This window comes from Collinsella sp. An271 (assembly GCF_002159695.1).
Taxonomy (GTDB): domain Bacteria; phylum Actinomycetota; class Coriobacteriia; order Coriobacteriales; family Coriobacteriaceae; genus Collinsella; species Collinsella ihumii.
Genome location: NZ_NFJE01000002.1, coordinates 170,169 through 184,360 on the forward strand (window position 1 = coordinate 170,169; position 14,192 = coordinate 184,360).

Below are 14,192 nucleotides of genomic sequence, written 5' to 3' on the forward strand. Positions count from 1 at the left end.
CAGGGAAGTCACCGGTCGATTGCCTCCGCGGCGAGCGCTGCTCCCGCCCGCCTGGACGCCGCGGTCGCAAACCTCCCGACGCGGCAGCAGGGTTGACCCGCATCGACCGCGGCAATTCGGGCACAATAGAGTCCGCCGGTATCGCTACCGATCGGAAGGACCTCCGCGATGCGCAACGACATCGACCTCAACCACGCCGACGGCACCGACGTGCTCGTCATCGGATCGGGCATCGCGGGATGCTGTGCCGCCATCGAGGCCGCGCGTGCCGGAGCGCGCGTGACGATCGCATGCGCCGGCAGGCTCTTTTCGGGTTCGAGCTTCTTCCCCGGTACCTGGGGGCTCGGCCTTATCGGACCGGAAGACGATAAGGACGCCGAGGACCTGGTCGAGACCATCTGCCGTGTGGGAGGCGGCGTCGCCGACCGCGCTCTCGTGGAGACGCTTGTCGCCGGCATCCGCCCATCGATGGCCTGGCTCGAGGAGCTCGGCGTCGCGCTCAAGCGGCCCGCGAGCGAAACGTCCGCACACGAGGCCGCCTTCATCCCCTGCTTCGACCATAAGAACCGCCTGTGGCGCGGCCTCACCCGCGAGAGCACGCAGCGCGCATTCGCCCGCGCCCTCGATGGGCTCGGCGTCCGGATCCTCGAGCGCTGCGAGCTCATGAACCTCATCGAGGCGGATGCGTGCGGGAGTCGGGGCGTTGCCGGAGCCGTGCTGTTCGACCGCACCGCGAAGCGCTTCGTCACGATCGCCGCGCACGCCGTGGTGCTCGCGGCAGGCGGCACCGGCGGCCTGTTCGAGCGCAGCCTCACCTCGCGCGACGTGCTGAGCTCCACGCACGGGATCGCACTCGCCCACGGGTGCTCGCTCATAAACATCGAGTTCATGCAGATGATGCCGGGCCTTGTGGCGCCCAAGCGGGGCATCGTGTTCAACGAGAAGAGCTTCCGCTTCGCCCTCATGGAGCCGCAGCCCGACGCGAGACTGCTTGAGATGCGCGCCGCCTACGGCCCCTTCACCTGCCGTCTGCCGTCTTGTGCCATCGATCTTGCGATCGACCGGGCCGGGGCGGACGGCCTCGCCGTGTGCTACCGCTTCCCCGCAGAAGACGTGCCGGAATTCGTGCAGGTGTTTTGCGACTGGCTTGAGCATGAACAGGGCATCGCACCCGATGCGGAACTCCGTATCGCCATGTACGCACACGCGGCGAACGGCGGCATCAGGATCGATGCAGACGGGTTCACCGGGCTGCCCGGCCTTTTCGCCGCCGGCGAGGTCACCGGCGGCATGCACGGGGCGGATCGCATCGGCGGCCTCTCGAGCGCCAACGGCCTCGTATTCGGGAGGCGGGCGGGTCGCGCGGCAGCCGCATGGGCGGCACGCGTTCCCACCCCGTTATGCGGGCAGGCTCCCGCCATGCCGTCTGCGGGCATAACCGAGAAGGCGGCGCGCGACCTCACCGACCGCATGCGGCGAACCATGAGCGAACACGCCATGATCAACCGGACGGACGCCGGCCTTGCCCGGGCACTCGCCGACATCGACGCGATCCGCACGGATATGGAGCTCTTTGCCGCGCCTGCAGAACACGATGAGCCGGCGGTTGCCCGCGCCATCCGCCTGCGTTCGCAGCTCTCCCTCGCACGATCGATGCTCGAAGCCATGCGCACCCGCACGGAAAGCCTCGGATCCCACTACCGCGCCGACGACAGCGGCCAGGAACGCACCAAGTGATCAAGCCGTACGGAACGGGGCGCATCCCGAAACAGGAGGCGGGGTCCGCCTTGTGCCATCGGCCCTTCCTGGTGCGCTCTTGCCGGAAAGACAAGCCGCCTCCATAGATTATCCGCAGGGCCTCAGTGGAGGTTCGATGCGCACGTTTTGCTGAAAAATCGACGTTGTAGACGCCTGAAATCCAGACCCGCGCGAAACGGCACCCGCGGGACCGATGTTTCCGCAGGTGACGACCTCGCAGCGGGTGCGCTTTTCCGCGTGCGTCAGATCAATCCATCTACAACGTCGATTTTTCAGCAATTTTCCGCAGCGCAGCCTCCACTCGGCGTCCGCAGCTTCGGGGCCCTGCCGGGCCCCTCGCACGCTCGCTGGCAAACGCTCGCGCGTTTGCTCAGTCTCGCGACCTCCCGGTTCGAATCCCCCGAGAGCTGACCGGACATGAAAAAAGCTCCTTGTAGGAGCTTGTAAATCAAAGGGGTGGACCGTCAGGGATTCGCGGCCGCCTTCGGCGTCCGCAGCTTCGGGCGCGCTGCGCCCTCGCACGCTCGCTGGCAAACGCTCGCGCGTTTGCTCAGTCTCGCGACCTCCCGGTTCGAATCCCCTGGACGGTGGACGGATATGAAAAAAGCTCCTTGTCGGAGCTTCTGGATGCAATGGGTGGACCGTCAGGGATTCGAACCCTGGACCTTGGGATTAAGAGTCCCCTGCTCTAGCCAGCTGAGCTAACGGTCCATTATATGTGCAAGGGCATTGATGGTGGACCGTCAGGGATTCGAACCCTGGACCTTGGGATTAAGAGTCCCCTGCTCTAGCCAGCTGAGCTAACGGTCCATGAATGCCTGCTTAACAAGAGAGCGGATGGGGTGGGTAAAGGGACTCGAACCCTCGACCTACGGGACCACAACCCGTCGCTCTAGCCAACTGAGCTACACCCACCATGTGCTGCTCCTCTTGCAAAGCGCTTGATTATTATGCACGCACACCGGCATCTGCGCAAGCACTTTTTTCAAAAAAGTTTACGCGAAGGCAAACGCGCTGGATGAGGCCTGGATGAGGTCATGATATGGCACGTCGTGAGCCCGCAGCGCGCAGCACGGCACACCGAACCGCCACACCAAAAGCAGCTCCGCAGCAGTCGAGCATCACGTCGGTCACCATCCCGGACCGCCCCGCCACCGACAGCTGGATCGTCTCGTCCAGCGAGGGCACGAGCACGAGCAGCGCCGCGATCAGCAGCCAGCGGCAGCGCAGCCGGCTCCCGCGCGGATCGAGCGCCTGCGATGTCAGGATGCCCAGGACCGCGTACTCCGTGAAATGCGCCGTCTTGCGTACGAAGAAGTTCGTGACCCATGCGCTCGGCAGCGAGATGGCGTCGAGGAAGCTGCGCACCGCCTCCATGACAGCGGTGCTGATCGATGAGCTCCCCTCTCCGGGAACCAACGAGTTTCCCCAGATGAGGGCGATCATCGCCACCATGGCGATAAGCCACGGCACCGAAACGTATGAGCGGATGGAAGCCAAAGCGCGCCGCAAACCGATTACGCCTCTGCCGAAAGTCGCGGCATGGACATGGTGCCGCCCTGGATGACCCGCAGGTATTCCCTGCTCGTGCTGCGCATGCTCTGCGACGGGACCTTCTCGAGCTCTTCTTCCAGGATCTCGTTGATGCGCGTATGGCGGACCGTCTCGTTCGCACCCTCCGCAACCGCGCTCATGCGCAGCGGGTTGACCGGATCGGTGTTCTCGATCTTGCGGAAATGAGCACCGCGCGGCGGCTTCTGCTCGATGGGCTCCGGCTTCTCCTCCAGGATGGCGAGCGCCTCTGCCCACATGTCCTCATGGCCGCTGTAGTCGGCCACGGGAACCTCGACGACCGCGGGTTCCTCTTCCGCAGCGGACGCCGAAGCCAGGAAGTCATCCTGAGACAGCTCGGGCAGCACGCTGGTGATCTCGGTCTGCTGGACCGCAGAGGCGGGCGCGGCCGCAGGTTCGGCCTGGGACTTCGCGACCTGCTGCTGAGGCTCAACCGCAGGCACCTCGGAAACCTGGCGTACGACCGGGGCCGCAGAGGCATCCGCCGCCGCACGGACGGGCACGGGAGGCACCACGGCCTGGGCCTGCGTCGCCATGGCCGCCTGCATCTGAGACAGCACGAACGCACTGGTCGCAGTCATGTCGGGGGGCACCGGGGCGCCCGATGCCGACGGAGATGCGGTGGAGGCGGATGCCGTGCGGGCCATCTCCTCCAGCGCGATCTCGTAGATGTCCTTGGAACGAGCGGGGTCGCAGCTGACCGGCGAGCTTCCGTCGAGCAGCGAATCGATATCCGCCCACGCCTCCGCCTCGGTCAAGGCGTTTTGCGCACGCGCGATCACGGGCACGCCCTTCGGCGTGGCATTGCGGCTGTGGGAGAACAGGCCCCCCTTCTCCTTGACGCCGGCCTTCTCGTCGGCCTTGGCGTCCGCAGCGTCCTGCTCGCGCTGAAGGCGGGCGCGGACACGGGCGTCTGCGATGCTCACCCCGATGGCATAGATGCCCACGCCGGCAACGGAGCCGACCGCAAAGGGGACGACAGCCCCCTCGACCATCGCATGGACCTCTTCGAAGGGAATGGTCGCCGCATAGATCGCGGCAGAGACAGCCAAACCAGCGCCTACCGACAGCCCGGCAGTCAGCGCGCGATGCGCATGCAGGGGTCTCTCCATAGCCAAATCCTTTCGATGCATCCCTACCAACAGGAAATGCGACGAGCACACCCATCGCATCGCCGTGCGTTCGCCGGAAACGTTGATTTGTGCAGCTAGGAGGCAAGAGCCCCAAAGCGGCGGATAGTAGTTCAATTCATCTGCGTTTACCGTCGCGACCGTTATGCGCTATTATGCGATAACGCCTTTGCAAATGCAAATAATGCCTGTTCAACGCACACCTTTTTTCAACCGCACGCTCAGTCCGCGCCGTTTAGGGAAAAGATGGGGACGACTGGCATGCGCGACCGGCTTTGGGGAACAACGTCTCTAGGGAAACGCCGGTCAATTGCTTTCGTGCCAGGCGGCGCCTCATCCACGCGTTATGCGGTCGCGTCCGTTCCGGACAGCACGGCGCGCAGCAATCCGATCCGCGTTCCCCCGTACCGACGATTCGCCGCAAAGGAGCTCATATGCCGACTATCGCCATTGTGACCGGGGCCTCCTCGGGACTCGGCAGGGAATTCGTCCGCCTGATCGATGCCGGCGAGTTCCCGCATGTCGATGAGATCTGGGCCGTTGCGCGCCGCGCCGAGCGGCTCGATGCCCTGGTGCGCACCTGCTCCAAGGTCGTCCGTCCTTTCTGCCTGGACCTCACCGACCCCGATTCCCACGAGCTGCTGGAATCCGCGCTGTCGGAAACGCCCGCCGCGCGCGTCGCCCTCCTCGTCAACAACGCCGGCACCGGCTCGTTCGGCGACCTCGCCTCCATACCGCGAGAGGACACCGACCGCATGCTCTCGCTGCTCGTGCGGGCGCCCATCGAGCTCATCTACCGCACCCTGCCGTTCATGCGCGAGGGGTCGCGCATCATCAACGTCGCGAGCGTCGCCGCCTTTATCCCCCAGCCGCGGCTTTCGGTCTACTCGGCGGCCAAGCGGTTCATCCTCGACGTGTCCCGGTCCCTGGACGTGGAACTTTCCGGCACCAACATCCATGTGAGCGCCGTGTGCCCCAAATTCATGAACACCGAGTTCCTGGACGCCCCGGGAGATACCCGCGCCGCGCGCAAGATGTGCCGCATCGGGTTCGAGAACGTCTCCCGCGTGGCGCACAAGGCGCTGCGGGCCGCACGCGCCGGGCGGAGCCTGTGCATCCCCTCTGCGGACATGAAGGCGCTCTACGCGCTCTCGCACGTCGCGCCCTACCCCGCCGCCGTGGCGATCGAGCGCTTGATCGGCGTGCTGTAGACGCGGTCCATCCCTCGAAGGATAATCGGCGCCACCAAAGGTATACAACGTCGACAGTGGTCAAAATACCCATCGAACCGGGAAATCTGGCGGTCTAGAAGAGGATTTTGGTCCTCTCAGGCGCTTTTGCGGACACGTTGGCGCCCCATGCGGGCTTCAAGCGCTTCCGTTCTGTTCGTTTTGATTGTTATGGCAGCTTTAAATACGGCACATCGCGCCGCGCCATCCCGGTTCGATGACTCAATTGACCACGGTTCCAAAACGATAGGCGCAAGGCGCCCCGTCCGGCGTGTTTATTGCGTCTCGCATGCCGGACGGGGAAATCAAATCGAAAGCTACAGCGCCTCGGGATGGTCTGCGGCCTTCTTGGCCGTGCGGATCAGGAACTCCTCGTTGGAATTCGTGCCCTTGAGACCCTTGATGAACGACGCGGCGGCGCGCTCAGTGTTGTTCATATTGGCGAGCACGCGACGGATGCCCCACACGAAGGGGCGCATGTTCTCGTCGATCAGCAGGTCCTCGTTACGCGTGCCGGAGGCGACGGGGTCGATGGCCGGGAAGATGCGGCGGTCGGCCAGATCGCGATCCAGCTTGAGCTCCATGTTGCCGGTGCCCTTGAACTCCTCGAAGATAACCTCGTCCATCTTCGAGCCGGTGTCGATGAGGGCGGACGCGAGAATGGTCAGCGAGCCGCCGTTCTCGATGTTGCGCGCGGCGCCCAGGAAGCGCTTGGGCGGATACAGCGCCGCGGAATCGACGCCGCCCGACAGGATGCGGCCCGAGGCGGGCGCAGCGAGGTTGTAGGCGCGTGCCAGGCGCGTGATGGAGTCGAGCACCACCACGACGTCGCCGCCCATCTCCACGATGCGCTTGGCGCGCTCGATGACGAGCTCGGACACGCGCGTGTGGTTGTCAGCGGGCATGTCGAACGTCGAGGCGACCACGTCGCCCTTGATGGAGCGCTGCATGTCCGTCACTTCCTCGGGGCGCTCGTCCACCAGCAGGCAGATGAGGTGCACCTCGGGGTTGTTGATAGCGATTGACTGGCAGATGTGCTTGAGAACGGTGGTCTTGCCGGCCTTGGGCGGCGACACGATCAGGCCGCGCTGGCCCTTGCCGATCGGACTCACGATGTCGATCGCACGCCCCGTGATGGAATCGCGCCCGTGCTCCATCTTGAGCCGTTCGTTCGGATAGATGGGCGTGAGCTCGGAGAACTTGGGGCGCGTGCGGATTTCCTCGGGATCGACGCCGTTGATCGTGCGGATCTTCGCGAGCCCCGGGAACTTGTCGTTCGCGCGCGAGGGGCGCAGCGTTCCGGCGACCAGGTCGCCTGCGCGCAGGCGTGCGGCGCGGATGAGGTTCGCGGGCACGAAGGCGTCGTCGCGGCTGGGCATGTAGCCGTGGGCGCGGATATAGCCGAAGCCGTCGTTAGTGATGTCGAGAATGCCCTCGATGTCGCGGAAGCCCTCGGCGCGCGCTGCCGCGAGGTAGACCTCTTCGACCAGCTCGGCCTTCTTCTTACCCGCGGTGTCGATATCGAGCTCGCGCGCCTTGTCGCGCAGCTCGCCCACCTTCATGGCGGACAGGTCGTCGCGCGAGAGGCTCGGCTCGACCGGGGCGTTGTTGAAGCGCCCGTTGCGCTTGTTGTTGCGGTTGTTGCGCTCAGCGCGATTGTTCCGACGGTCGTTGCGGTTTTGGCGGTCGGCGTGCTCGCCGTGACGCGACGCATGGCGGCGATCGCGGGCGCCTTCCGCTTGCTGGGAGGCTTCCTGGGCGTCCTCTGCCTGCTCAGAAGCCTTGTCGGAACCCTTGTCCTTCTGCTCGGCCTTTTCGTCCGCCTGCTGCTTGGCGGCCTTGGAACGACGGCCGCGACCCGGACGGACATCCTGCTGCTCCGTCGCCTCGGGGGCCTCGGACGGCGAGGTCTCGCTCTGGGGCTTTTCCGCACGCGCGTCGGAAGCGGGCGCATCGGCTGCGACCTCCCCTGCCGCGGCCGCCTGGCTCTGGGCAAGAAGCGCTGCCGCGGCGGCCGCCGCGGCCCGCTCGGCCTCGATGTAGGCCTTGGGCTTGCGGCCGCGCCGGTGCGGACGCAGGGCGGGATCGACGGTGGGAATGGACGCGAGCATCTCGGGCGTCAGACCCTCGGGCACCGCCGCCTCGGCGGATGCCGGCTCGGCTGCCGCCTTCTTGCGCGGACGGCCCCGGCGCGGCTTGGGCGCGGGCTCGGATGCGGAGTCACCGTCCGGCGCGAGGATCTCGGCCGCGGCATCCTCCTCCTGGCGCTGACGACGGACCACCTGCGCCTGCGACACCTGGGCGAGCGCTCGCGCCTGGGCGACTTCCGGGCTCACCTCGGCCGCAGCCTCCTCCGGCTGCTCGACCTTCTTGCGCGGGCGGCCGCGACGGGGCTTGGGAGCCTCCTCGGTGGCCGGCACATCGTCTGCCGCCGCCTTGGGCTTGCGGCCGCGGCGCTTCGGCTTGGGCGCCTCCTGATCGGAAGCCCCCGTCTCGGGAGCGCTCGCCCCCGCAGCCGGTGCGGACTCGGCAGGCGCACTCGCCTGCTCGCGCACGGGCTCCGCCGGAGCCGGAGCGGAAGCCGCCCCGGCATCCGACGAAGCGGAAAACTCAATCGACAGTGTTTCGTTCTGCTCGTCTGCCACTATGCCTGCTCAACTACTTTCTTCCAGTCGGCCTCGAAGGAAGCGAGACCCTGATCGGTCAGAGGATGCTTGACGCACTTCTTGAGCGCCGCGAACGGGACCGTCGCGATGTCGGCACCGAGCAGGGCGGCCTGCGTCACGTGGTTGGGGGTGCGCACCGACGCGGTGATGATCTCAACCTGATCGTCGACGTTCTTGCCGGTCCAGTCGTAGTTCTTGATGCACGCCACGACGTCGGCGAGCTGGGAGATGCCGTCCTCGGCGATGTCGTCGAAACGGCCGACGAACGGGGAGATGTAGCGGGCGCCGGCGTTGGCGGCGAGCAGGGCCTGGGGAGCGGAGAAGACGAGCGTCATGTTGATGCGCACGCCCTCATCGGCAAGCGCGCGGCAAGCGGCGAGACCGGCCTCGCACACCGGAAGCTTGACGACGATGTTGGGGGCGAGGCCCGCAAGGCGACGGCCCTCCTCGATCATGCCCTCGGCCGTGGTCGCCGTGGACTCAGCGGAAACGGGAAGCCCCTCGCACAGCTCTGCGATCTTGAGCATGTGGGGCTCGAAGTCCGCCAGCTTGCCACCGGTGCGCGCGTACAGCGACGGGTTGGTGGTCACGCCGGCAAGGCAACCCCAGCTTTTCGCCTCGGCGATCTCGTCAAGATCAGCGGTGTCAATGAAGAACTTCATTCCAATACCTCCTTTATTTGCTGCCGCGCATGTGCGGCACGAACCCTAGGTTGGAACTAGAAAACATAAACGAACATTTTGCGAACAACATGCAAAACGCGCTGCCTACCTCTGCTCCCAAGCAGCAGTAATGGGATTAAAAACAGGATATGCCATATAAAGCAAGGTCACTATATCACAATTCGCCGAGCGCGCAGATACAACCGGACAAATGGGTATCCGAGCATGCACCGATTGCGAGCTTTTTTCGCTGCACGGGCCCGGATGCGCGTCGGATACGGGAAAAGACGGGCAGGTCGTAGCGGAGGCAATGCGGGCGCGGGCACCCGTCAACAGAAAAGAGGGCCCCGACCAGCGGGGCCCTCTTCAGGGAAAAACGCGTTACATCGCCTGCGGGGCGGAAACGCCCACGAGCGACAGCACGAGCGCGAGCACGGAGCGAACGGCGTCGCACGCGGCCAGGCGGGCGCGGGACAGCTCGGGATCGACCGGGTGCCCCTCGCTGGGGAGGACCTGACACGCAGCGTAGAAGCTGTGGAAATCGCCCGCCAGCTCCTCGGCGAAATGCGTCAGGCGGAACGGGGCGCGATCGCGGGCGCAGCCGGCGATCAGGTCCGTGAGCTCGGAGATCTTGCGGGAGAGCGCGAGCTCGGTCGGATCGGTCAGCAGCTCGTAGCGGACGTCGTCGCCGATGGCGCGGGCGGCCACGGCCTCCATGCCGAGCTCTTCGGCCTCCTCGACCGACACCTCGGCCGCACGGCGCAGGATCGAGCAGACGCGGGCGTGAGCGTACTGGACGTAGTAGACCGGGTTGTCCTGGCTCTTCTCCTTCACCGCATCGATGTCGAAATCGATCATCTGGTTGCTGGAACGGGAAATGAGCGTGTAGCGGGCGGCGTCGGCGCCGACCTCATCGAGCAGCTCGCGGAACGTGATCATGGTGCCGCGGCGCTTGGACATGCGCACCGGCTTGCCGGAGCGCAGCAGGTTCACGAGCTGGCCGAGCAGGACCTCGAAACGGCCCGGGAAACCCAGGGCGTCGCACACGCAGCGCACGCGGTTGATGTATCCGTGGTGGTCGGCGCCCCAGATATCGATCACGTGGTCGACGCGCTCGAACTTGTTCCAGTGGTACGCCACGTCGGAGGCGAAATAGGTGTACTCGCCGTTGGCCTTCACGAGCACGCGGTCCTTGTCGTCGCCCAGGTCGGTGGAGCGGAACCACAGCGCGTCGTCCTTCTTATAGAGGTAGCCCATCTCGTCGAGCTTCTTGAAGGCGCGGTCGACCGGCGACAGGCCGTCGTCACCCTTCTTGTAGAGCGTGCGCTCGGAGAACCACACGTCGAAGGTGCAGCGCGCATCCTCGCAGGTGGTGCGGATGTCGTCGAGCATGCGGGCGTAGCCCTGCTCGCGGAACGTCAGCACGCGCTCGCCCTCGTCGGCGTCCACCCAGCGGTCGCCATCGGTCTCGACGATGTGCGCGGCCTCGTCGATGATGTAGCCGCCGCCGTACGCGTTGCCGCCCAGGGCCTCGTTGAACGCGTCCATGAACGGGTGGGTGTCGGGCGCGGTGCCCTCCTCGTCGTCCACGTAGGCCACGCGGTCGGCCTCGAGCAGCGCGTGGGCCTCGTCGAGCGCCACGCCGCGCTCGCGCATGATATTGACGAGCTGCAGGTAGCGGACGGACAGCGAGCGGCCGAACACGTCCATCTGGCTGCCGTGGTCGTTCACGTAGAACTCGCGCTGAACGTCGTAGCCGGCGTGCTCGAGCACGCGGCAGAGCGAATCGCCGAGTGCCGCCCAGCGGCCGTGGCCCACGTGCATGGGGCCCACGGGGTTTGCGGAGACGAACTCGACCTGGGTCTTCATGCCCTCGCCCACGTTGGAGCGGGCGAAGTCCATCCCCTGGGCGCGCGCCTCGCCCAGCACGGCGTTCTTGGCGGCGCAGGAGAGGTAGAAGTTGATGAAACCGGGGCCGGCGACCTCGACCTTCTCGATTGCGGGGTCCGCGGGCATGTGCGCGGCCACCGCGTCGGCGATCTTGCGCGGGGCGCAGTGCGCGAGCTTCGCGGAACGCAGGGCCATGGTGGAGGTCCACTCGCCGTGAGTCGTGTCCGCCGGTCGCTCGATGCCGCAGTCATCCAACTCGAAAGCGGGGACATCGCCTGCCGCCATCGCCTGCGCGAGGGCGGCGCGCACCAGCTCTTCGATCTTCTCGGGCATGGATCCTCCTCTTATATTTGTGCCGCCGCGACGTGCCGGCGGCCCGATAGGGCATAAAACGTTCCCACTCTATCACACTCCCCTTTTGTTCAGGGGAAACATGAGATATGTCTCACAACTCCCGCCGAGGATCGCGCCGGCGCCCTTCGATATCGCCCGCTTGCCGTGTCATTTTGGCCGGAGTGTCAGTCTCGTTCGCCGATAATCTGGAAACTTGCGCATATGGACGCCCCACTTGTGTTACTATTTAGAGTTTTTGTGTCATCACACAGCAAAACCGCTGGTAAACGTGGTATTCTAGGGGCCGTGTCACGAATACCCTGTGTAAGCCTATCAGTTGGAGGAAGCATGTTCAGCATCGGAGAGCACATTATCCACCCCGGGCAGGGCGTCTGCACGGTCCTCGGTTACGAGGACGCCCCCTCGCCCATGATCGTTCTGGAAGCCAAGGCAGGCCACGCCAAGACCCGCTTGATGTATCCCCTGTCTCAACTCGACCGTCTGCACCGCTGCATCCCCCGCGAGCAGGCCGAGGCGCTGATCGAGGACTACGAGGCGCTCGAATGCGACCCTTACACGGAGCGCAACAGCTCGCTTGAGGAGAGCTATTTCAAGCAGCAGCTTAAACTCGGCGCACCGGAGACCCTCCGCGTGGCGAAGACCATGCGCCGCCGCATCCGCGACGCCGAGGAGCGCTCCAAAAAGCCCAGCAGCTACTATATGCGCGTCCTGAAGGAGGCCCGGCGCCGCTCCATCGAGGAGTTCGCCGTCGCGCTCGACGTGAGCGAGGAGGACGCCGAGTCCCGCCTGCACGCCGCCGCCGTCGCCGCCGGGGAGATCTCGGACAACTAGTCGCTCGGCGAAACGGCCGCTCCGCCCCCCATCCGATTGCGCCACCCGCCCGCCTCAGGCCTTGCCGACGGCAGGCGGGTTCGTTTTGTTCGGCCAGCCGCGCAGCGCGGATGTTTCGGTCACGGCACGTTGCTTCGCAGCGAGCCGGAGACGTCGCCGTCGCGCTATACTCGGCCCTGTACGAAATCCGCGACCCCTCGGACGGGCCGTTCAGCTGATAGGAGGAACCATGGCCGAGACGCTTCGCGCCGGCATGACCCGCGAGCAGGCGCACGCCCTGCTGTGCGAGCACAACCACGACCCCTTCCACATCGAGCACGGCGAGACGGTGGAGGGCGTGCTGCGCTACTTCGCCCGCGAATTCGACCCGGACAACGAGGAGTTCTGGGGCATCGTCGGCCTGCTGCACGATCTCGACTGGGAGGAGCACGCCGACGAGCCCGATAAGCACACCCTCTACGCGGCGCCGCTTATCGAGGCAGCGGGCGGCACGCCTGAGCTCGTGCACGCCATCCAGACGCACGTGTGCGACTTCAACCCCGACCTCCCCCGCCCCGCGACCACGATGGAGAAGATCCTGTTCGCCTGCGAGGAGCTGACCGGGCTTATCGGTGCGGCCGTGGTCATGCGCCCCTCGAAGAGCGTCATGGACTTCAACGTGAAGTCGCTCAAGAAGAAATTCAAGGACAAGCGCTTCGCCGCGGGCGTGAACCGCGACATCATCCGCGAGGGCGCCGACATGCTCGGGTGGGAGCTCGATGAGCTGTTCGCCCGGACCATCGAGGCCATGCAGTCCTTCGCGCCCGACCGCGACACCTTCGGGGCGGAGGCGTAGGCGGCGCCGGCAGGATGAGCGCATTGTAAGATGACGAGGGGCCGTTCGGGAGTGCTTCCCGAACGGCCCCTCGCGTTGTCTGTCCGACCGCTGCGCCTACGCGCCCAGCAGCGCCTCGACATCGGCGCGCGCGGGCATGGACGGGATGCCGCCGCGGCCGCGCACGCACAGGGACGCCACGGCGTTGCCCATGCGGGCGAAGGCAGCCGCGTCGTCGAGCGTCACGGCGTCGGGGGCAAGGCCGCTCTCGACGAAGGCCGCGAGGAAGCCGCCCCAGAACGAGTCGCCGGCACCCGTCGTGTCGACGACCTCGGCCGGGAAGCCGGGCACCTCGCGGACGCCCTCGGCGCAGCACACGAGCGCGCCCGATCCGCCAAGCGTCACGACGACGACCTTGACGCCCTGGGCGACGAGCAAGCGCGCCGCCTCGGCCGGGTCCGCGACGCCGGTCATGAGCTCGCACTCCTCGTCGGAGATTTTCATGAGGTCCACACTGGGGACGATGCTGCGCATCTGCTTGGAGGCCGCCTCGGCGGAAGGCCAGAGGTTCGCACGGTAGTTGGGGTCGTAGCTCACGGTGCAGCCCGCCTCGCGCGCGAGGTCGATGGCGGAAAGCGTGGCCGAGCGCGCCGGCTCGTCGGTGAGCGACAGCGACCCCACGTGGAAGACCTTGGTGGCGGCGATCACGTCACGTGCGAGGTCGGCAGGCGCGAGCTGCGTGTCTGCACCCGGCTTGCGCGCGAAGGAGAACGTGCGCTCGCCGGTGGGCGCCAACGCGACGAAGGCCAAGGTGGTGAAAAAGTTCGGGTCGCTGATCAGGCCCGTGCAGTCGATGCCCTCGCCCTCGAGGACCTCGCGCAGGAACGCACCGTGCATGTCGGTTCCCACCTTGCCGATAAATGCGGTGGGATGCCCCAGATGTTGAAGCGCCACGAGCACGTTGGCCGGCGCGCCGCCGGGATTCTGCTCGAACAGGCGCTGCCCGCCCTCGGAAACACCGGCTTCGGTGAAATCAATCAGGACCTCGCCCAACGCCGTCACGTCGTACATATCTGCCTCCCGTGTCAGGAATTCCCGTATCCAATATGGTAACGATACCACATGGCAGATTATATGCCCACCTGCGACATGTACCAGCGCAAACACGCCGTTGATCAATTGGGGACGGAGTAAAAATGATCCCACGGATCATTTTTACTCCGTCCCCAATTGATCACACGGGGCGACCTAAAACAGACCCCCTTTGTTGATCTAGGGCTGCACGG

10 protein-coding genes and 3 tRNA genes are annotated in these 14,192 nt (G+C 65.8%); 4 read left to right on the forward strand and 9 right to left on the reverse strand.

Annotated features, from left to right (window positions below):
* Positions 1 to 168: 168 nt before the first annotated feature.
* Complete coding sequence (locus tag B5F74_RS02415) at positions 169 to 1,737, forward strand: FAD-dependent oxidoreductase (protein WP_087199732.1); 1,569 nt, start codon at positions 169 to 171, stop codon at positions 1,735 to 1,737.
* 658 nt (positions 1,738 to 2,395) lie between these two features.
* Here the strand turns inward: B5F74_RS02415 and B5F74_RS02420 are convergent.
* From B5F74_RS02420 to B5F74_RS02440, 5 genes are all read right to left on the reverse strand, one after another.
* Positions 2,396 to 2,469 (reverse strand) — tRNA-Lys (locus B5F74_RS02420).
* Positions 2,470 to 2,491: 22 nt separating this feature from the next.
* Positions 2,492 to 2,568: transfer RNA gene (locus B5F74_RS02425), tRNA-Lys, on the reverse strand.
* A 28-nt stretch (positions 2,569 to 2,596) separates the two neighbouring features.
* Positions 2,597 to 2,673, reverse strand: a tRNA-His gene (locus tag B5F74_RS02430).
* A gap of 120 nt (positions 2,674 to 2,793) precedes the next feature.
* Positions 2,794 to 3,270 (reverse strand): VanZ family protein, encoded by a 477-nt coding sequence (locus B5F74_RS02435; RefSeq protein WP_239283321.1) that lies wholly within the window; start codon positions 3,268 to 3,270, stop codon positions 2,794 to 2,796.
* Between the two features lie 5 nt (positions 3,271 to 3,275).
* A complete protein-coding gene (locus tag B5F74_RS02440; protein WP_087199734.1) occupies positions 3,276 to 4,442 on the reverse strand; it encodes a hypothetical protein in 1,167 nt (388 codons plus the stop codon).
* Positions 4,443 to 4,894: 452 nt separating this feature from the next.
* On the opposite strand from B5F74_RS02440, the gene B5F74_RS02445 reads away from it, so the two are divergent.
* Positions 4,895 to 5,671: an SDR family NAD(P)-dependent oxidoreductase gene (locus tag B5F74_RS02445; protein WP_087199735.1), complete on the forward strand. Its 777-nt coding sequence runs from the start codon at positions 4,895 to 4,897 to the stop codon at positions 5,669 to 5,671.
* Between the two features lie 335 nt (positions 5,672 to 6,006).
* On the opposite strand, the gene rho is transcribed toward B5F74_RS02445, so the two are convergent.
* From rho to argS, 3 genes are all read right to left on the reverse strand, one after another.
* Positions 6,007 to 8,334 (reverse strand): transcription termination factor Rho, encoded by a 2,328-nt coding sequence (gene rho, locus B5F74_RS02450; protein ID WP_239283322.1) that lies wholly within the window; start codon positions 8,332 to 8,334, stop codon positions 6,007 to 6,009.
* Positions 8,334 to 9,017, reverse strand: coding sequence for a transaldolase family protein (locus B5F74_RS02455; RefSeq protein WP_066834430.1), 684 nt, complete (start codon positions 9,015 to 9,017; stop codon positions 8,334 to 8,336). Before B5F74_RS02455 ends, rho begins: the two co-directional genes overlap by 1 nt.
* A gap of 381 nt (positions 9,018 to 9,398) precedes the next feature.
* The gene (argS, locus tag B5F74_RS02460) at positions 9,399 to 11,240 is read right to left on the reverse strand and encodes an arginine--tRNA ligase (RefSeq protein WP_087199737.1); all 1,842 of its coding nucleotides are present in this window, start codon (positions 11,238 to 11,240) and stop codon (positions 9,399 to 9,401) included.
* 348 nt (positions 11,241 to 11,588) lie between these two features.
* Between argS and B5F74_RS02465 the strand changes: the two genes are divergently transcribed.
* Entirely contained in the window at positions 11,589 to 12,092 is a 504-nt protein-coding gene (locus B5F74_RS02465; protein ID WP_066834426.1) for a CarD family transcriptional regulator, read from the forward strand.
* Between the two features lie 229 nt (positions 12,093 to 12,321).
* Positions 12,322 to 12,927, forward strand: a complete 606-nt coding sequence (locus B5F74_RS02470) for an HD family phosphohydrolase (protein ID WP_066834424.1) — start codon at positions 12,322 to 12,324, stop codon at positions 12,925 to 12,927.
* 96 nt (positions 12,928 to 13,023) lie between these two features.
* On the opposite strand, the gene B5F74_RS02475 is transcribed toward B5F74_RS02470, so the two are convergent.
* The gene (locus B5F74_RS02475) at positions 13,024 to 13,977 is read right to left on the reverse strand and encodes a carbohydrate kinase (protein WP_087199739.1); all 954 of its coding nucleotides are present in this window, start codon (positions 13,975 to 13,977) and stop codon (positions 13,024 to 13,026) included.
* Between the last annotated feature and the right edge of the window lie 215 nt (positions 13,978 to 14,192).

Bases quoted from the DNA above. Each gene is read 5' to 3' on its own strand.
- B5F74_RS02415 (WP_087199732.1), top strand. From the start codon at position 169: ATGCGCAACGACATCGACCTCAACCACGCCGACGGCACCGACGTGCTC.
- B5F74_RS02440 (WP_087199734.1), bottom strand. From the start codon at position 4,442: ATGGAGAGACCCCTGCATGCGCATCGCGCGCTGACTGCCGGGCTGTCG.
- B5F74_RS02445 (WP_087199735.1), top strand. From the start codon at position 4,895: ATGCCGACTATCGCCATTGTGACCGGGGCCTCCTCGGGACTCGGCAGG.
- B5F74_RS02455 (WP_066834430.1), bottom strand. From the start codon at position 9,017: ATGAAGTTCTTCATTGACACCGCTGATCTTGACGAGATCGCCGAGGCG.
- argS (WP_087199737.1), bottom strand. From the start codon at position 11,240: ATGCCCGAGAAGATCGAAGAGCTGGTGCGCGCCGCCCTCGCGCAGGCG.
- B5F74_RS02465 (WP_066834426.1), top strand. From the start codon at position 11,589: ATGTTCAGCATCGGAGAGCACATTATCCACCCCGGGCAGGGCGTCTGC.
- B5F74_RS02470 (WP_066834424.1), top strand. From the start codon at position 12,322: ATGGCCGAGACGCTTCGCGCCGGCATGACCCGCGAGCAGGCGCACGCC.
- B5F74_RS02475 (WP_087199739.1), bottom strand. From the start codon at position 13,977: ATGTACGACGTGACGGCGTTGGGCGAGGTCCTGATTGATTTCACCGAA.